This window comes from Olleya sp. YS (genome assembly GCF_029760915.1).
GTDB lineage: Bacteria > Bacteroidota > Bacteroidia > Flavobacteriales > Flavobacteriaceae > Olleya.
The window spans coordinates 1,482,360-1,501,717 of sequence record NZ_CP121685.1 but is presented as its reverse complement, the minus strand read 5'-3'; the positions used below and the strand labels follow the sequence as shown (position 1 = coordinate 1,501,717).

At 30.7% G+C, this 19,358-nt stretch carries 18 protein-coding genes; 9 read left to right on the top strand and 9 right to left on the bottom strand.

Features of this window, described 5'->3' with window-relative positions; genetic code table 11:
- Nucleotides 1-40: 40 nt before the first annotated feature.
- The gene (locus Ollyesu_RS06830; protein WP_279303047.1) at nt 41-400 is read right to left on the bottom strand and encodes a nicotinic acid mononucleotide adenyltransferase; all 360 of its coding nucleotides are present in this window, start codon (nt 398-400) and stop codon (nt 41-43) included.
- Between the two features lie 384 nt (nt 401-784).
- On the opposite strand from Ollyesu_RS06830, the gene Ollyesu_RS06825 reads away from it, so the two are divergent.
- Both Ollyesu_RS06825 and Ollyesu_RS06820 read left to right on the top strand, forming a co-directional pair.
- Nucleotides 785-1,987, top strand: coding sequence for a porin (locus Ollyesu_RS06825; protein WP_279303046.1), 1,203 nt, complete (start codon nt 785-787; stop codon nt 1,985-1,987).
- 76 nt (nt 1,988-2,063) lie between these two features.
- Nucleotides 2,064-4,337 carry an inorganic phosphate transporter gene (locus Ollyesu_RS06820; protein WP_279303045.1) on the top strand — a complete coding sequence of 758 codons (2,274 nt, stop codon included), beginning with the start codon at nt 2,064-2,066 and terminating at the stop codon, nt 4,335-4,337.
- Between the two features lie 51 nt (nt 4,338-4,388).
- On the opposite strand, the gene chrA is transcribed toward Ollyesu_RS06820, so the two are convergent.
- Nucleotides 4,389-5,513 (bottom strand): chromate efflux transporter, encoded by a 1,125-nt coding sequence (chrA, locus tag Ollyesu_RS06815; protein WP_279303044.1) that lies wholly within the window; start codon nt 5,511-5,513, stop codon nt 4,389-4,391.
- Nucleotides 5,514-5,590: 77 nt separating this feature from the next.
- On the opposite strand from chrA, the gene Ollyesu_RS06810 reads away from it, so the two are divergent.
- Both Ollyesu_RS06810 and Ollyesu_RS06805 read left to right on the top strand, forming a co-directional pair.
- Nucleotides 5,591-6,313: a DUF6503 family protein gene (locus tag Ollyesu_RS06810; RefSeq protein WP_279303043.1), complete on the top strand. Its 723-nt coding sequence runs from the start codon at nt 5,591-5,593 to the stop codon at nt 6,311-6,313.
- Between the two features lie 63 nt (nt 6,314-6,376).
- Nucleotides 6,377-7,228, top strand: a complete 852-nt coding sequence (locus tag Ollyesu_RS06805) for an OmpA family protein (RefSeq protein WP_279303042.1) — start codon at nt 6,377-6,379, stop codon at nt 7,226-7,228.
- 49 nt (nt 7,229-7,277) lie between these two features.
- On the opposite strand, the gene Ollyesu_RS06800 is transcribed toward Ollyesu_RS06805, so the two are convergent.
- The 4 genes from Ollyesu_RS06800 to Ollyesu_RS06785 form a co-directional block, all read right to left on the bottom strand.
- On the bottom strand, nt 7,278-8,024 hold the full coding sequence (locus tag Ollyesu_RS06800) for a type II CAAX endopeptidase family protein (protein WP_279303041.1): 747 nt from the start codon (nt 8,022-8,024) through the stop codon (nt 7,278-7,280).
- Nucleotides 8,024-8,530: a zinc ribbon domain-containing protein gene (locus tag Ollyesu_RS06795; protein ID WP_279303040.1), complete on the bottom strand. Its 507-nt coding sequence runs from the start codon at nt 8,528-8,530 to the stop codon at nt 8,024-8,026. The genes Ollyesu_RS06800 and Ollyesu_RS06795 overlap by 1 nt, the downstream gene beginning before the upstream one ends.
- Before the next feature lie 110 nt (nt 8,531-8,640).
- Nucleotides 8,641-10,422, bottom strand: a complete 1,782-nt coding sequence (locus tag Ollyesu_RS06790; protein ID WP_279303039.1) for a ribonucleoside-diphosphate reductase subunit alpha — start codon at nt 10,420-10,422, stop codon at nt 8,641-8,643.
- 2 nt (nt 10,423-10,424) lie between these two features.
- Nucleotides 10,425-11,699, bottom strand: coding sequence for a ribonucleotide-diphosphate reductase subunit beta (locus Ollyesu_RS06785; RefSeq protein ID WP_279303038.1), 1,275 nt, complete (start codon nt 11,697-11,699; stop codon nt 10,425-10,427).
- Nucleotides 11,700-12,423: 724 nt separating this feature from the next.
- On the opposite strand from Ollyesu_RS06785, the gene Ollyesu_RS06780 reads away from it, so the two are divergent.
- Entirely contained in the window at nt 12,424-13,158 is a 735-nt protein-coding gene (locus Ollyesu_RS06780; protein WP_279303037.1) for a LytTR family DNA-binding domain-containing protein, read from the top strand.
- A gap of 5 nt (nt 13,159-13,163) precedes the next feature.
- Entirely contained in the window at nt 13,164-15,137 is a 1,974-nt protein-coding gene (locus Ollyesu_RS06775; protein WP_279303036.1) for a tetratricopeptide repeat protein, read from the top strand.
- On the opposite strand, the gene Ollyesu_RS06770 is transcribed toward Ollyesu_RS06775, so the two are convergent.
- Entirely contained in the window at nt 15,138-15,707 is a 570-nt protein-coding gene (locus Ollyesu_RS06770; RefSeq protein ID WP_279303066.1) for a DUF3109 family protein, read from the bottom strand. It abuts the gene before it with no gap.
- 109 nt (nt 15,708-15,816) lie between these two features.
- Between Ollyesu_RS06770 and Ollyesu_RS06765 the strand changes: the two genes are divergently transcribed.
- Genes Ollyesu_RS06765 through Ollyesu_RS06755 form a run of 3 tightly spaced genes read left to right on the top strand, consistent with a single transcriptional unit; the run spans nt 15,817 to nt 17,230 of the window.
- Nucleotides 15,817-16,398: a MarC family protein gene (locus Ollyesu_RS06765; RefSeq protein ID WP_279303035.1), complete on the top strand. Its 582-nt coding sequence runs from the start codon at nt 15,817-15,819 to the stop codon at nt 16,396-16,398.
- A gap of 29 nt (nt 16,399-16,427) precedes the next feature.
- Entirely contained in the window at nt 16,428-16,625 is a 198-nt protein-coding gene (locus tag Ollyesu_RS06760; protein WP_279303034.1) for a hypothetical protein, read from the top strand.
- Nucleotides 16,625-17,230, top strand: a complete 606-nt coding sequence (locus tag Ollyesu_RS06755) for an FAD-dependent oxidoreductase (RefSeq protein ID WP_279303033.1) — start codon at nt 16,625-16,627, stop codon at nt 17,228-17,230. The genes Ollyesu_RS06760 and Ollyesu_RS06755 overlap by 1 nt, the downstream gene beginning before the upstream one ends.
- On the opposite strand, the gene Ollyesu_RS06750 is transcribed toward Ollyesu_RS06755, so the two are convergent.
- Together Ollyesu_RS06750 and Ollyesu_RS06745 are read right to left on the bottom strand one after the other, a co-directional pair.
- Nucleotides 17,227-18,822 (bottom strand): S41 family peptidase, encoded by a 1,596-nt coding sequence (locus Ollyesu_RS06750; protein ID WP_279303032.1) that lies wholly within the window; start codon nt 18,820-18,822, stop codon nt 17,227-17,229. The genes Ollyesu_RS06755 and Ollyesu_RS06750 overlap by 4 nt on opposite strands.
- Nucleotides 18,822-19,253, bottom strand: coding sequence for a dCMP deaminase family protein (locus tag Ollyesu_RS06745; RefSeq protein ID WP_279303031.1), 432 nt, complete (start codon nt 19,251-19,253; stop codon nt 18,822-18,824). Before Ollyesu_RS06745 ends, Ollyesu_RS06750 begins: the two co-directional genes overlap by 1 nt.
- Between the last annotated feature and the right edge of the window lie 105 nt (nt 19,254-19,358).

Sequence of the window (19,358 nt, the reverse complement as noted above, 5' to 3'; positions counted from 1 at the left end):
TTGCAATTGCAAGGCTTTTTTTATTTAATAATTTAACTATCTAATTACTAGTCGCAACAGGAGATTTAATTTCCCATTCGCTAACATTAGCTATAGTGTTGTTATCATAATCTACTTCCTTTAGAGTCGTTTCACTCCAATAAAACCATTTGCCGACTTTTTTTCCATTATCATAACTTGCTGAAACTTGTTTTTTGCCTTCCATGTCAAAACTTAACCATTCACCTTGCAATTTACCATCTGTAGTGTAAGCTCCTGTTTGACTTACAACTCCATTGTCATGATAATAAACAACTTCTATTAAATTAGTATCCTTGTTAAGTTTTAAATCTCTTTTTTGTTGTGCAAAAGAAACCACAGTAATTGAAAAGGCAATTAAAACTAAAATTGATTTCTTCATAATTATGGATTTTGATATTATCTATCAAATATAAAGCTTAGATAACATTTATGCAACGTTTACATAACATTAATTTAACATTAAAATTGCAAATTGCTGTATTTTAGATGTTTATGTGATTCAATTTACTTTCTAATCCTTAATAATTAGATAATATTAGCGTTACATTAAAATTACTTTTAGTATTGATATTTGTTAATGTCTATAGACAAACAATTAGTAATTCATATAATCTATTAGTTTTTGTCGACTACATTGTTATGATTTCTAATGAGACTGCTTTTGGCCAAAGCAGTCTTTTTTTATTCAAAAAGTTAAACATTAGGAAACATTAAGTTAACATTAGAGTTGGTTATTTGCAGCGACAAAAAACTAATAATTATAATGAAACTTAACATTACACTTGCACTAATTTTGTGCTCATTTTTATTTGTAAACGCTCAAGAAATTAGCGATACTTCTTTTGGTAAAGGGTTAATTAATTTTACTGCAAAAGACAGTTCGTTTAGCGTTAAATTTGCACCACGTTTTCAGTTTAGATCTAACACTTCTTGGGATCATGATGGTAACCAATACGGTACTGGCCAACAAAACTTTATTTTACGTCGTGCTCGTCTTAAATTTGACGGTTTTGCTTATAGTCCAAAACTTAAATACAAATTAGAATTAGGTTTATCTAATAGAGATATTTCTGGTGCAAATCAATTTAATAGAAACACACCAAGGTACATTCTTGATGCAGTTATCATGTGGAAATTTGCTAAAAACTGGGAGCTTTGGGCAGGACAAACAAAGTTACCAGGTAACGTTGAGCGTGTTGTGTCATCTGCTAACCTTCAATTAATTGATCGCTCATTGTTAAACAGTCGTTTTAATATAGATCGTGATTTAGGTATTCAGATTAGGCATAAATCAAATTTAGGAGGCAACTTTTTAATGCGTGAAAAATTCTCTATATCACAAGGTGAAGGTCGTAATGTTACCGAAGGAAACGAAGGTGGTTTACAATATACTGCTAGAGTAGAATTTTTACCATTTGGAGCTTTTAAATCTAAAGGAGATTACAGTCAATCTGATTTAAAGCGAGAAGAAAAACCAAAATTAATGGCTGGTTTTACATATAACTTTAACCAAGATGCAGTTAGAGAACGTGGATTTGCAGGAGATTATATGATACGTACAGATGGTACTATTTATGAAACTGATCAAACAACCATCTTTGCTGATGCAATGTTTAAATACCAAGGCTTCTCTTTTATAGGAGAATATGCTAAACGTACAGCTGATAATGAAATTGCAACAGAAGCGGATGGCGTAACACCAACAGGTGATGTAGTTTTAACTGGAAATGCATTAAACCTACAAGCAGGTTATTTGTTTAAAAATAATTACGAAATTGCTGCACGATATACAACTGTAGAGTATGAATCTATAACTGGTGCTTTACCTACGGATCAATATACATTGGGTGTAAATAAATTTTTTGTTGGACATAAATTAAAAGTTCAGTCTGATATAAGCTACACCTCTGTTAATGGTAATGACGACAACATTACCTTTAGGCTTGGTTTTGATATTCATTTTTAACAAAAATCATAACATTAGGATAACATCTTTATCAAAAACTCTTAAGATATTTGCAAACTTATTTTAATTAAAAATTATGGATAATATTTATTTATTTATGTTGATTGCCATTACTGTTTTAGCAGTATTTGACATTATTGTTGGTGTTAGTAATGACGCTATTAACTTTTTAAACTCTGCAATAGGATCTAAAGTACTATCTATGCGAACAATTATGATTGTTGCTAGTTTAGGTATTTTTATTGGTGCAGTTTTTTCTAGCGGAATGATGGAAGTTGCACGTAAAGGTATCTTTGTACCTGCCCAGTTTGAATTTGGCGAAATTATGCTCATCTTCATGGCAGTAATGATTACAGATATTTTATTACTTGACTTTTTTAACACACTAGGATTACCTACTTCTACAACCGTTTCTATCGTATTTAATTTATTAGGTGCAGCTGTTGTAATGGCGTTAATAAAAATAAGTGGCGAACCTTCAGAAACGTTTACTGACTTAGGCAAATATATAGCTTCAGATAAAGCCATAACTATTATAAGCGGTATTTTACTTTCTGTTTTTATAGCCTTTACGGTTGGTGCTGTTGTGCAATGGGTATCGCGTTTAATATTCACTTTTAACTATGAGAACAAAGTTAAAAACTTTGGAATCATTTTTTCTGGCGTAGCATTAACCGCAATTACTTATTTTATTTTCTTAAAAGGATTAAAAGGAACCCCTTATTATAAAGAACTAAAAGGCATGTTAGAAGGTAATGAAATCTTTATCATTCTTGGTGGTTTTGGGTTTTGGACATTGTTGTCTTTCATTTTTGAAAAATTAAGTAAAAAGACATCTTTATTAATTGTTATAGCAGTTGGTACATTTGGTTTAGCATTAGCCTTTTCTGGTAATGACTTAGTAAACTTTATTGGTGTCCCTATGGCTGCTTACCACTCTTATGAAGCATGGATTGCTAATGGTATGGACTCATCTATGTTAATGAGTGTTTTAGATAAAAAAGTACCTGCAGAACCGTTATTACTATTTATTGCAGGAGGTATAATGGTATTAACGTTATGGTTTTCTAAAAAAGCAAAAACAGTTGCCGAAACAGAATTAAGCTTATCGCGTCAAGGTGATACACATGAAAAATTTCAGCCTAACGCATTATCAAGAGCTGTTGTTAAAGGATCATCTTCTCTATCTAAATATTTTAGTGCTATAATACCAATGTCTATTCAGAAGAAAATAGGACAGAGTTTTAACAAACCAGAAGTCTTAATTAATAAAGACCAAAGTATTGAAGCTCCTGCTTTTGATATGATTAGAGCATCTGTTAACTTAATGGTAGCTGGTGTATTGATTGCAATTGCTACATCAATGAAACTGCCTTTATCTACAACTTACGTAACCTTTATGGTAGCAATGGGTACTTCTTTAGCTGATAGAGCTTGGGGAGCAGAGAGCGCTGTATATAGAGTTGCTGGTGTACTTAACGTTATTGGTGGATGGTTTGGTACTGCAATTGGTGCATTTGTAGCAGCAGGTTCTGTAGTCTTCTTAATTAACTGGAATCAAGAAGTCATGATTCCTATTTTACTATTAGTTACTGCATTTTTATTATACAGAAACTACAAATCGCATAAAGAATCTTCTAATAAAACCATTGAAGAAGATAGCTTAAAAGAGACTGGAAGCAGCTCTGTACAAGGTGTGATACATGAAAGTGCAAATAATATTTCAAGTGTTGTAAAGCGTGGAAACAGAATTTACACCAATGCCATTAAAGGTTTAGCAAAACAAGATTTAGCTTTACTTAAAAAGAATAAAAAACAAATAACTAAGCTATCAACTGAAGTAGACAGCTTGAGAGATAACATCTTTTATTTTATTAAAAACTTAGATGAAACTAGTTTAAGAGCTAGTAGCTTCTACATTAATATTCTTGGTTATTTACAAGACATGACTCAATCTTTAGAGTACATTTCTAAAGCCAGTCATAAGCACATTAATAACAATCATAAGAAATTAAAATTTAGTCAAATTAAAGAGCTAAAAGAAGTAGATGATGCTTTAGAACTTTTATTTAATGATACTAAAAATGCTTTTGACTCTCGTTCTTTTGAGCAAATTGGAGCTATTATTGATCGTAAAAAAGAAATGTTTGATTTAGTAACTTCAAAAATTGTAAAGCAAGTTGCACGTACAAGAACTGAAGAATCTAGTCCTAAAAATACAACATTGTATTTTAGCTTATTATTAGAAACTAAAGATTTATTAAGTGCTACTATGAATCTTTTAGAAGAATACTACAACTCTCATGATAGTTCTGTAGAACCAGCTACAATAACTGAGAGCCCTGAATAAGTATACATTATAATCATTTTAAAAGCCACCTTTGTCAGGTGGCTTTTTTGTTTACAAAAATGTAACTAGTAAATAACCTAAAACAGAACCAATAACGATGACCCAAATAGTACTTAACTTAGTTTTAAAAACTAAATAACAAGCTAGTAAAGCTATACAAATAGCTTTCCAGTCTATAAGGGTGTCTTTTGTCATTATAACCAAAACTGCTAGCATTACAGCGACAGCTGCCACATTTACAGCATCTAAAAAATAACGCAATAGTTTAGATTGTTGCATTTTAGGGATTAAAGGGTTTAATAGTAATACAAACAGAAAAGAAGGTAAAAATATACCAGTTGTTGCAGCTAAAGCACCAGAGAATCCAGACAATTGATAGCCAATAAAAGTAGATGTTGACAACACTGGACCTGGTGTAAATTGTCCTACTGCTATAGCATCCAATAATTCTACTCTTGTTAACCAACCTCTAGTTACTAATTCTGCATCTAAATAAGCAAAAAGTACATAACCGCTACCATATAATATAGCACCTACTTTTAAAAAGGTTAAAAACACATTTATGGTAGATATTTTTACTAGGGATGCACTAATGCCTGACATCATAAAAACAGGAAAAACAGAGTGCAAACTCTCTGTTTTTTTTTCTTTTAAATAAAAATAAAATGTTCCTAAAACTCCTGCTATTAGCAATGCAAAAACTTCGTTTACACCTATAAGGCTTGCTAATACTACTAAAGCTCCTAAAACGGCTAATTCTAAAGTTTTAATAGCCTTTTTTCCTAACTTAAAAACTGCAGAAGCTATAATAGCTAATACAGCTGGTTTAATGCCAAAAATAAATGGCGCGACTTCTGGTAAGTTCCCATACTTTACATAGAAATAAGCTAAAATTGCTGTAATAACTATTGCTGGAAAAATAAAAGCAATTCCAGCAATAAACAGTCCTTTTTTACCTGCACGCTCATAGCCACAATGCATGGTCATTTCTGTAGAGTTTGGGCCAGGAATTAAGTTTGTTGCACCTATTAAATCTAAAAACTGATGTCTTGTCATCCATTGTCTTTTGCTTACTACCTCTTCTTCCATCATAGCAATATGTGCTGCAGGTCCACCAAAAGCAAAACAGCCTAATTTAAAAAATACTTTTGCTACTTCTTTAAGTTTACTATTCATTAGCATTACATTCATAAATTAAAATCCAGTGCTAATTTAATTGATTGTTTTGTATTTTGGTCATTAAATATCATGCTATGAAAACCCTTTATTCTCTTATTCTATTAATTTTTAGTTTTAATTGTTTAGTTGCTCAGACTATATCTGGACAAGAGTTATTAGATAAAGCTATTCAACATCACGATCCAAACAACCAATGGAAGACTTTTAATGACACACTATTGGTTACTATGGAAACACCTAAAAATACTGATAGAGACAGTCAAATTATTATAAATTTACCAAAAGAGTTGTTTTACGTTAAAGCACAAAGAGATACCATAACTACAGAATATACTGTTACAAAAGACACCTGCAAAATAGCATATAATGGTAGTTCTAAAATTAGTGACTCATTAGCAAAAGCCAAAAAATTAAGTTGCGAAAGAGCTACACTTTACAAAAACTACTACACTTACCTATATGGTTTACCTATGAAACTTAAGGATCCTGGAACCAACATTAATCCAAAAGTAGAACACGTTATTTTTAAAGACAAACCCTATCTAAAATTAAAAGTTACATACAACGCTACAGTTGGTAAAGATATTTGGTATTTCTATTTTAATACAAAGACGTATGCTATGGAGGTTTATCAGTTTTTTAAAACTGATAAAAATGGTATTGAAAATCCAGAGAGTGGCGAATATATTTTACTTTCGGACGCAGAAATTGTTAGCGATATCAAAATGCCTAAAGTTAGAGCTTGGTATTACAATAAGGATGATAAATTTTTAGGAACAGATATTTTAAAAAAATAGCATTGTAAAACATCTAAAGTTTTATGCATGACGTAAATAGAGTAACAAAAAGTTTATCTATTTATGAAAAAAATTTCAATCACACTACTTACAATAGTAGTTCTTTCTTCTTGCGTGTCTAAAAAGAAATACGTAGCGTTAGAACAACAAAATGGCGAAATTAAAAGTCAACTTCAAAAAACTCAGGTCGAAAAAGAAGACCTCGAAGCTAAATTTGCAAAAATTGAAGCTAGAGTAAGCGATTACAATTCTAAAATAAACAGCCTAACCGATGAAGTAGGAGTTTTAACAGAAGAAAACCAAGTAAAGTTTGATGCGGTAGGTAATAAAGCAGTGATTTCTGAAAAAGCAAAAGTTGACATGCGTAAAACACTTAGCAAAGTAAATCCAGAAGTCATGAAGTATTACACAACACTTGAAGACTCTATGAACTTAGCATTATCCTTAAACCTAAAACGCTTTGTAGATACAACAGATTTAGATGAAAGTGATGATATTGCTATAAGTATAGACGAAACTGTAGTTATGATATCAATATCTGATAAAATGTTATTTAATAGTGGTAGCTACCAAATTAGTAAAAAAGCTGACAAAATTTTACAAAAATTAGCAGATGTAATTAACTCTGAACCTAGTTTAGATGTTATGATAGAAGGTCATACAGATTCTAGAAGTATTAGCAATGGTAGAGTAAAAGACAATTGGGATTTAAGTGTATTACGTGCTACTTCTGTTGTTAGAAAATTACAGAATGACTTTGGTGTTGCACCAGAAAAACTAATCGCATCAGGTAGAAGCAGTTACCAACCTTTAACAGACAACAACACCTCTGATGGTAGAGCAAGAAACAGACGTACTCGAATAGTTTTACTACCAAATATCGATAAGTTTTTTGCGATGATGGCATCAAATTAACTAATACAATTACGACAGATTAAGAAGCATCCATATTTGGATGCTTTTTTTATACAGAGTAAAAATTAAAATAATCAAGCATTAAAACAATAAAATTATGAAGAAAATGAATTATCATTCCTAGCCACAAAGTACTATATCTATCTCTTAAATAACCTAATAATAAACCAAATGGGAATATCCAAAAAAATGATAATATAGAAAAGTGGATTAAGGCAAACAAAAATGCAGTAGCAATAATAGTTAACCTACTATTTGTTACCTCCTTTAATTTGTTAAAAAGCACGCCTCTAAACGCTAACTCTTCAATAATAGGTGGCATTATCGCTATAAATATTATAGACCAAAACAAAGGGTATTCTAAGTATAAATAGGATTCAAAATAATTTGCTGTTTCTTCAACAGACATTAAATATTCAATAAAAGTAATTGTAAAATACACCAATACACTGGTTATAATGGGTGTAATAATGGCAAAACCGATGAGTTTTAAATTAACGGTTTTAAATGTGTATAATTTTAAAATAGGTTTTATATCTAAAAATGCAAAAGCTAAAACTATTATGGCAAAGCTTATTTCAATACCTAAATCTGCCTTAAAATTAAACGGGAATGCAGTATCAATGTAATACACCAAAGCTATAAAAACTAGCATGACCACATAAAAACTAATTATAACATTTAAGCTTTGTATTTTTTTTGTATTGACTACTTTAACAATGGAATGCCCACATTGCGAGCAGAATTTTACTTCTGTGTCAAAATTAGTATTACAATGCTTACATGAAACTGCCATTACATAGCTTTATTTAGAGAGGAAGCGGAATATATCCCTTTACCTAAGTAAGCAATTATTAAAACTTTCCAGATAATACCGCTAACTAGTGTTGCTGGTTCTGCAATAGCAGAAATAACGACAGTTGTTAGATAAAGTAATAGTCCCAATAGCAAAGCCACCAAAGGTCTTTGCTCCGACCATGACCCTAAGAAAATATAAATACCTCCAATAACAATGTTAACAACTAATACTGGGAAATCGCCATCTTTAAAATACATAAAAATACCAAAAAGCATTATAAATCCAGCAATGACATATAGTATGTTTCTTGCCGATTTTATTTTTCGTTTAGCATCACTTGTTTTTCTTTTATTAATCACTCGCTTAGCATAGAACTTAGCAACATCTTGCTCATCACCTTGAACGGGATAACCACATTCTGGACAAAACGAAATATCTTCATTTATAGGCGTATCGCAATGATTACATTCTATTTGGCTTGTACTAATTTCTGGAACCTCCATTAGTTGTTAGTTTTTGATTTGTAATATAATATTTTTTGTAGCTTTAGTATAAAAAAAGCATCCAAATGTGGATGCTTTTTTAGTATAACTTATTAAAATTTAAAATAGTATTATCCTTCGCAACTAGTACATTCTTTTTTCTGCTTAAACTTTTGCGCAGCGTTCATACTGTGTTGGTAATACATAGACTTAACACCCATTTGCCAAGCGGTCATATAGATATTATTTAAATCTTTGGTTGGCATATCTGGATGCACCATCACATTAATAGATTGACCTTGATCAATAAAGTTTTGTCGGCTAGCTGCCTGATACACAACATCTAATTGATCGATTTCTGGATAGGTTTTAAATACATTTTTTTCATGCTCTGTTAAGAAGTCTAAATGCTGAACCGAACCGTCCATATCTCTAATACTTCTCCAAACTTCTGTAGTATTTTTTCCTTTGTCTTCTAATAACTTTTCTAAGAAACTGTTCTTAATAGTCGTTTTTATCTTAGCAATATCTTTTACATAAATATTAGACCAAATTGGCTCTATACCTTGAGATACTTGACCTAAAATAAAAGCAGAAGAGGTTGTTGGCGCAATGGCGTTAAGTGTTGCATTACGTCTTCCGTAACCTTTTAATACTTCTGGCTCTCCATAAAGTTCAGCTAATTTTTCTGATGCTTTATAAGATTGCTCTTTTATAGATTTGAAAATTTCGTAATTTAAATCAAACGCTTCTTTACTGTCAAAAGGTAACATTTTAGACTGTAATAATGAGTGCCATCCTAAAGCACCTAAACCTAATGCTCTGTTTTCTTTAGCAAAGTTATACGCTTTTTCCATAAATCTAAACGTCAATTGATTGTCACGATCTTCTGACTCTCTGTATACGTCTAACTTAGTAATAAACTCTTCCATTACCGCATCTAAGAAAAAAGTCAGTACCTCTACAGCATCTGTATTTTTCCACTTATCATAATGTAATAAGTTTATTGAAGATAAACAGCAAACAAAAGACCAATTATCGTTAGATGGCAACATGATTTCGGTACACAAATTACTTGCGTAAATCTCCATATTTTTATCTTTATAGACATCTGCTGCATTGTTATTTGCATTGTCTCTAAATAAAATATATGGATATCCAATCTCTGAGCGAGATTGTAATACTTTAGCCCAAATTTCGCGTTTTGCAACATCACCATCTCGCATCTCTTCCATCCATTGGTTACTAACTGTAACACCATGCGTTAACTCTTGTATTGGATTACCTTCGGTACCAATTTGTAAAAACTCACCAATATCTTGATGGTCTATAGGTAAGTAAGGTGAAAAACGACCACGTCTTACAGAACCTTGACTTACTACATCAACCATTTTTTCAAATAATTGCATAATATGTACTGATCCTGAAGATTTACCATTGTTTTTTACTGGCGCACCTCTGTGACGTAACTTACCAAAGTATCCTGAAGTACCACCACCTAATTTAGACATCATACCCACTTCAGACTGGGTAAATAAAATATCTCCCATATCGTCAGCTACATGGGATCCAAAACAGCTTATAGGTAATCCTCTCTTTTTCCCGAAGTTAGACCATACTGGTGATGCTAAAGAGTAATATCCAGCAGCCATATATTTGTAAAACTTATCGGCATAGCCTTCAATTTTTAAAATATGCTCAGCGTTTTCGGCAATTTCTCTAATACGTTGTTCTGGTGTAACACCATCTGTTAAGTAGCCTGATTCTAAAAACTTACGACTATTTTCTGTTAACCATTCAATTTCTGGTTGTTGACCTATCTCACTTTGGGTTTGTAATGTTTTTTTTCTTGCTTCAACTAAGTCTGTTTTTTCATCAGTCTTAGTTGCATTGGTAAGGGTTTTTTGGATCATAATTAAAATAGGTCTGCGTGAGTTATACTTTTACTTTTTTTGGTGTATGCAATGGATCTTTTTACAAAGAAGTCGCCATGTTTTGTTCCGATAATTTCATCATCAAACCATTCGGTTTCTTTTAATAGTGCTTCATCAGTTTCAAACACTTTTTCTAAACCAATTGCTACTAATGATTTATTAAAGCGATCTTTTAAAAATTCGTTAATGACTTTTTTTGGTAAGAAATCTAATTCGCCTTTTTCAAAAATCCAATCTACAATTTTGCTTTCTGCTTTAAATGCTTGCTTACACATTTCGGTTGTAGTGGTCTTGTAATCTTCATCAAACCAGTCTGGATTCTCGTTTCTTAATATTTTAATGACGTCTATACCAAAATCGCCATGTATTTGCTCTTCTTTAGAGGTTGCTTCTACGACATTAGAAATTCCTTTTAATACATTTTTATGCTTATTAAATGCCATAATGATTAAAAACTGTGAGAATAACGATACGTGTTCTATAAACAAAGAGAATAAAACAATAGACTCGGCATAATCTTGATTATTATCACTTTTAGAATTTTTAAGAGCAGTTTCTAAGTAATGAACACGTTCCATCATTACTGGTTTTTTCTTCAACTCTTTAAATTCATCATTAAGTCCTAATACTTCTAGTAAATGTGAATAAGCGTCATGATGTCTTACTTCACTTTCTGAGAAAGTAGAACCTACAGCACCAATTTCTGGCTTTGGCATTTTGTGGTAAACGTCTCCCCAAAATGTTTTTACTGCGACTTCAATTTGTGAAATAGCTAGCATTGCATTTTTAATAGCGCTACGCTCTACTTCATTTAAACCTGTTTTAAAATCTTGAATATCACTTGTATAATTAAACTCTGTATGAATCCAGTATGAATGTCTTATAGCATTTACATATTCATATAATTGTGGATACTCAAAAGGCTTAAAATTTATACGTTTTTCAAAAATGTTTGTTTTTCTATTTCTAGCTTGTTCATCTCTATATAAAATATAGGCTTTTGCTACGTTTGGAAATGCACTTAACATCAACTTTTCTTCTACAAGATCTTGTACTTGTTCTACAGTTGGCACATATCTACTATCTTTTTCTTTTCGGTCTAATAACGCATCTAATACATTTAAAGAAATTGATGCAGCATCCTCTTTAGTACCATTACCCACAGAAATCATTGCTTTTTCAATAGCATTGGAAATTTTATTTATAATAAATGGGCTAGTTTCGTAATCTCGTTTAATAATGTGCGTAATTTCCATAATTTTGATAGTTAAATAGCTGGTTATATTAGAATGATTGATATCATTTAAAATAACATATTTGTAATTCTGTAAAACGTGTTATAAATTTCCTTTTTGAGGAATAAAAAGGGCTTTTGATTTATAAAAAATATTGGAATTTTTTTTTACTCTTAGCCTTGAACAAAGATTGGTAATTGAACTTAAAAAAGAAAGTGTGTTCGCCAAACGTTGTCAACAAGTTTTTAACAAAGCTGAAAAACCCTTTGTTTTTGGGCTATTTGATAAAATTAAAATAACTATTTGATTTTCAGTTACTTATAAATATCAATATTCGCTGAGCAGCGATAAAATAAGGGATTTTAGTCTGTTAAAATTTCTATAAATTAATCTTAAATTTGATAATTCAGACTAGGAAATATTTTAAAAATTTATTTCCAATTTTCAACAAAGTCTAAAAAAAATTAAGACAAAAAAAGTGAGTAGCAAATAACTACTCACTTTTTGATAATAATAGTTTTACATGATGTGATTCCCTAAGTCACTAATTATGTAAACAAAAATTAACTAAAACTAACTCCATTAAAATTAATTAATTTATATCCACCAAGTCAATAGCAATGTATAAATGGTTAAATAAACTGTATAATTGGTAACACTAGTTATACAAAAAACCAAACCAACCACACAAATCTTTTATGTATTAACTTTTATAATTTTATCTTTATATAAAACAATTATTTTTATGTTAAAAGCTGTTATTGTAGATGATGAACTTAAAGCTATTCAAGGTTTAAAATGGGAATTATCAAATTTTAGTGATGATGTCTTGGTAATTGACACCTTCTCTGATCCAGAATTAGCATTGAAGTATTTAGAAACTAATCCAACAGATTGTTTGTTTTTAGATATACAAATGCCCAGAATGGATGGATTTCAGTTTTTAGAAAAATTAAATAGTAAAGATATTGCTGTTGTGATTACCACTGCATATGACGAATATGCAATCAAAGCCTTAAAAAACGAAGCTATAGATTATTTATTAAAACCAATTGATAGTGATGATTTAGCCGAAAGCATAAAAAAAATTAAACGCTTTAAAAAAAGACATATAGATTCGGATAAAATTGAAGACATTTTAATAAATTTTACTGCCAATAATAACAAAAAGAAAATCACCATAAATACAGATGGTAAGTTATTATTTTTAAATATTGAAGATATTCTTTTTGTGGAATCTGATGGTAATTATAGCACCATTTTCATGTCAGATAAACAAAAGATTTTAGTAACAAAAAAACTAAAAGAAGTTAATGCATTGCTGCCTGAACAGTCTTTTTTTAGGATACACAACTCGTTTATAATCAACCTTAGTAAAATTAAAGAATATATTAAAAATGAAGGTTATGTTATTATGGAATCCAACCACAAAATTCCAGTTGCCAGACAACGCAAGTCTGAATTTTTAGAAAAATTTTAATTCTTATGAAATTGTACATTCTCCCATTAAATACAATAGCATTAAAACTAATAACCCTCTTAATTTGTTGTTCATTAGGCTCAACTACATTAGCTCAAAATAACACCAATTTTTCTAAAATTGCTGATAGTTTAATATTAATTAATTACACTACCTACTCAGAATTAGATAACGCTATAAAACGTGATAAATATGATACGTTAAACATGCGACTGTTAGAGCAAAAAAGTATAGAACAAAATTATGTCCCAGGACAAATTTTTGCCAACATAATGCTAGGAAATCAATACAGAAACAAATCGTTGTTCGAAAAATCCGAAAATCTATTAAATAAAGCCTTAACCTTATCTAGAGATAATAATTTGGTAGATTATGAGATTGTTTCATTAAACATGTTAGGGGTTATTTATCGTAGGCAAGCTATTGTTAGAGAGGCATTAGACTATCATCAAGAAGCATTACGGTTAGCAGAATCACAATCCAATATTAACGATGCTTACTTAAAAAGCATTGCAGTATCCCACAACAGTATGGGAAATATTTACCTATTACTTAAAGAATATGATTTAGCATTAGACCAATTTAATAAGTCGTTAGAAATAGAAAAAAAAGCAAACAACAAATTAGGCTTAGCTATTAATTATAATAATATTGGCATTATCTACGAAGCTAAAGACAGCCTTGATCTTGCTTTAAAGAATTACAAAATTTCTTTAGATTATAATAATCAAATAGATTCTAAAACGGGAAAAGTTATTAGTAACAATAGTATAGGGACTATCTATCTTAAACAAAATAAACCAGATTTAGCTTTACAAACTATTATACCAACTGTTGCTTTAGCAGAAGAATTACAGGATCAGTTCTATATAGCTTGGGCTTATATTAACTTGGGTTGGGCACAAAATGAATTAAACCAATTACAAAATGCCAAAAACAACCTAGAAAAAGGACTAAAAGCTGCTGAAAACTATAATTTACAGTCCATGGAAATTGAAGCTAAGCATCAATTGTCAAAACTTTACGAAAAATTAGGCAATACTAATAAAGCCTTACAGTATTATAAAGAAGCTACTATTCTGGATAACGAAATTACAGGCGAAAACAACTCGCAATACGTTAATACATTGAGAATGCGCTATGAATCTGAGAAAAAAAACAATCAGATTTTAGAACTTGCTAAAGACAAAGAATTATTAAAAGTTAGCCTTGAAAATGGTAAAAAAACTGCTATTCTAATACTATTAGGGCTTTTAGCAATAGCTATTGCTGCATTTGCTTTTTACAGACAAAGACGATTAAAAAGTGAAAAAAAGATTTTAACCTTAGAACAAGACATGCTTCGTAATCAAATGAATCCTCACTTTATTTTCAACTCTTTAAACTCTATAAAACTCTATATTATCAATAACGAGAAAGAAAATGCAGTTTACTATCTAAACAAATTTTCTAAACTAATAAGAAAGATTTTAATTGCTTCTACCGAAAAAGAAATTACGTTAAAAGACGAGTTAGAAACCATGGATCTATATATTAATATCGAAAATATTAGATTTTCTAACCAGATAAATTACAACATAACTGTTGAGGATGCAGTAGATATTGAAAATATTAAAATACCATCCTTAGTACTTCAACCATTTCTTGAAAATGCCCTTTGGCATGGACTTTCAGCAAAAGAAGGCGATAAATTTATAAGCCTAAAAGTATCCAAAACCGAGCGAAATTTTATAACCATTAGCATCACAGATAATGGTATAGGAAGAGAGGCTTCTAATAAAATTAAACAAGAAAAGTTGATGAAGCAAAAATCATTAGGAATAGAAATAACCAAACAACGATTAGAAAATTTCTCTAAAAACTATACAGAAAATTATAGTATGATTATAAATGATTTATATGAAGGACATAAAGCTACAGGAACATGTGTGATTTTAAAATTACCAATAATACCTGTAGTTAAGCTTAAAACCGCTTAGTTATCTTGACATCTTTTTTGCAACTTTTTCTAATTCGGTATACCAATCGTCTCCAAATTTTCTAATTAACGCTTCCTTTACAAATTTGTAGACTGGCACTTGTAATTCTTTACCTAACGTACAAGCATCATCACAGATTTCCCATTTATCATAATTTACAGCAGAAAATTCTGAATAATCCTTAACTCTTATAGGATATAGGTGACAAGACACTGGTTTTTTCCATTGTACTTCTCCTTGGTTATATGCTTCCTCTATACCGCAAAGTGCAGTTTTTTTATCATCAAAAATAACATATGCGCAATCTGCACCATTGATTAAAGGAGTCTCAATCTCTTCAAAATCAGTAACAATAGATGTCCCTTGAGCTTCAATAGCTGCAATACCTTCTTCACGCAAAAAAGGTTTTACTTTTGGGTAAATATCTTTTAAAATAGTTGCTTCTTCTTCAGTTAGTGGTGCACCTGCATCACCATCTATACAACATGCACCTTTACATGCAGATAAATTACATACAAAATCTTTTTCTATAATGTCTTCAGACACTATGGTTTTACCCAATTGAAACATAAAAATACGTGTTCTTTTTTGCAAATATAAAGTAAAAACTTAACCCTTTTTTAATATTGGATTTCAAACAATTAAGAGTACTTTTGCCGAAAATTTTAAACATTAAGTTATGCCTATAGATTTTAAAGAAATTTTTACTGTTTTTATGGTGCTTTTTGCAGTTATTGATATTGTAGGTAATATTCCAATTATTATTGATTTGCGAAAAAAAGTAGGGCATATTCAAAGTGAAAAGGCGTCAATTATTGCTGGAATTATTTTAATTTCATTTTTATTTTTAGGAAAAAGTATACTAAACCTTATTGGCATTAACGTAAGTTCTTTTGCGGTTGCTGGATCATTTATTTTATTTTTTATTGCTTTAGAAATGATTTTAGGAATAACGTTATACAGAGAAGATGACACTAACCCAATTACAGCGTCTGTTTTTCCGTTAGCGTTTCCATTAATTGCAGGACCAGGAAGTTTAACAACCTTGTTATCATTACGCGCAGAATATGATATTAAAAACATAATAATAGCAGTAATACTTAACGTTATTGTCATTTATATAGTGTTAAAAACATCAAGACGTATAGAACGCTTAATTGGGCAAAACGGTATTAACATAGTTAGAAAAGTATTTGGCGTAATTTTATTAGCAATTGCAGTCAAGTTATTTACCGATAACATCAAAATATTGTTAGCCTAAATATTGTATTTTTGTAAAAACATTTTTTTATGAAAATCTTTACTTACATCGTTACCATTTTAGCAATTGGATTAATTATTTACAATGCAAGAATGCTAGATTTTTCTGCGTTGTTTGAAGGTAAAAGTATTGTTGCTATTATTACCATATTAGCAGCGTTATGTGCTATTATATTACTCCAAATCTTACGGGTTTCTAAAAAAATTGAAGCTAAAACCAAACAATAATGCAGTTTGATACTTTAATTATTGGTGGTGGTGCTGCAGGTTTATCTTGCGCTTTAGTATTAGGATCTGGATTAAGCAAACCTTATGCTGAAAGTAAACGTGTTGGTATTGTTATTCACCAAAAAACATCTCATTTACAAAGCGCTTTATTTAATAATGTTTTAGGGCTACTACCTGGCACTTTAGGCAAAGATGTATTGGAAAATGGAAAAAAACAGTTGAATAATCTTTACCCAAAAGTCGTACAAATTGACAAAGAAAAAGTTAGAGAGATTGTAGATACAACTTCTAATTTTAAAGTCATTACAAATAAAAACACATACACTGCAAAACGATTAGTCATTGCAATTGGTTACACTAACCTAATTAACATTAAAGGTTTAGAAAATTATATTAAACCGCATCCTAGAGCAGCAATAGAAAAAGACAGAGTCTGGTTAGAAAACACTAACCACTTAGTTAAAGAAAATTTATTTGTTGCAGGTACATTAGCTGGTTGGAGAAGTCAATATGCTATAGCATCTGGAAGTGGTGCACATGTGGCTACAGACATTTTGACCATTTGGAATAACGGTAAGCACACCAAAGTGCATGACAAAATTTAGTTGTTTGACATCTGACTTAAAGCAATGACTTTATCAATCATAATGTCGTGCTTGTTTAAAATTTTATAGTAGGCTCCAAAACCAAACAATTGCTCTCCAAGTGTTGCTTTTAAATAATGCTTTACTTCATCTTTATAAGCAACAAACACAATATTAGATCGCGTTTTTAATTTTAAGTAGGCTTCTAATGATTTTACAATCTCATCGCTTATGATAAAGTTTTCAAAAAAGTCTTCTCTAGACATAGAGTTGTAATCGTTACGGTTTTTTTCTAATTCTTCAAAAATGAAATTATTTAAAAAACCTCTTCTTTCTAAAAAAGTCAACGTCTCGTTTTGCATTTGTGTATCATATGGAACAAATACATCTGGTATAATTCCACCACCACCATAAACAATTTTACCTTTTGGCGTTGTAAATTTTAATGAATCTGCAACTTCTATTTTCTTTTCATCCAACAACTCACCTCTATTTAATCGGTCTGCAATATCATCGTAATAATCTCTGTTTCCGTTATCGTATGAGCGTTGTATAGAGCGTCCTGTAGGAGTATAATACTTAGAGACTGTTAATCTAACTGCACTTCCATCTCCTAATTTCATTTCGCGTTGCACTAAGCCTTTACCGTAAGATCGTCTGCCTACGATAGTCCCTTTATCATTATCTTGTAGCGCTCCTGCAATAATCTCGGAAGCAGATGCAGAATTTTCGTCAATCATAACGTAAACATGACCATTTTCAAAGTCTCCCCTTCTAGTAGCATAACTACGTTCTTCTTTTCCTTTTTTATTTCTGGTATAAACTATAAGTTTATCATCCTCTAAAAACTCGTCAACAATTTTGGATGCCACTTCAAGAAAACCACCTGGATTTCCTCTTAAGTCTAAAGCCAGACTTGTTGCTCCATTAGCTTTTAATTTTTTAAGTGCTTTTTTAAATTCTTTAAACGTACTTTCTGCAAAACGATTAATCTTTATGTAGCCTAAATTATCCGTTAGCATATAGGCAGCATCTACGCTTTTAATAGGCACTTCATCTCTAGTGACATTAAATGTGAGTAACTTTGGCTCTCCTCTTCTAAATACTTTTAAGATTAGTTCGGAATATCTTTCGCCTCTTAATTTATCTACAAGCGTATCGTTATTGACAGTTTCACCTAGCAAAGATTCTCCGTTAGCAGAAATTATTCGATCACCTCCTATTATTCCTGCTTTGGCACTGGGACCGTTTTCAATAGTTTTTATAACAGTAATCGTGTCTCTATAAGTGTAAAAATTTATTCCAATGCCAACAAAATTACCTTTCATGTTTTCAGACACTTTTTGCATATCTTCTTTTGGAATATATACGGAATGTGGATCTAATTTATCTAAAATACCATTGACTGTTACGTCAACAATACTATCCGTATTTACTTCCTCAACATATTCGTAATCTATATAATCAATAAGTCTATTTAGTTTGTCTTTTTTACTATTAGATGTAAATAATCGGTCTGAGGTATCACCAAAATTTAGCTTTCCGCCAATAAAGATGCCTGCTGCTATAGCAACACCTATAATTAATGGAAAATATGTTTTGGTTTTTGACATTACGCGTCTAATTGTTCTATTAATTGTATATCTATTCCTGCTTTTTCTAAAAACTTAAGCCCAGAATCGTCTTTATATCCTTGATGATATACTACACGAATAATGCCAGCTTGATGAATTAGCTTACTACACTCTTTACAAGGTGACATTGTAATGTATAAAGTTGCACCTTTACAAGATTGTGTTGATGAGGCTACTTTTAATATAGCATTAGCTTCTGCGTGCAATACATACCATTTGGTGTATCCATCATCATCTTCACAAAAATTTTCAAATCCTGTTGGTGTGCCATTATATCCATCAGAAATTATCATTCTATCCTTCACTATTAAAGCACCAACTTGTTTACGTTTACAATAAGACAGTTTTCCCCATTCTGTAGCAATTCTAAGATATGCTTTGTCGTATTTAAGTTGTTTTTGTTTTGGCATAATTATTTACATAGAAATAAAATAATTGGCAGCAATCATTTTGTTATAAACGAAGATACTCGCTTCATATTTCAATTACAATTCCTTATATGAAGTTTTATGAAA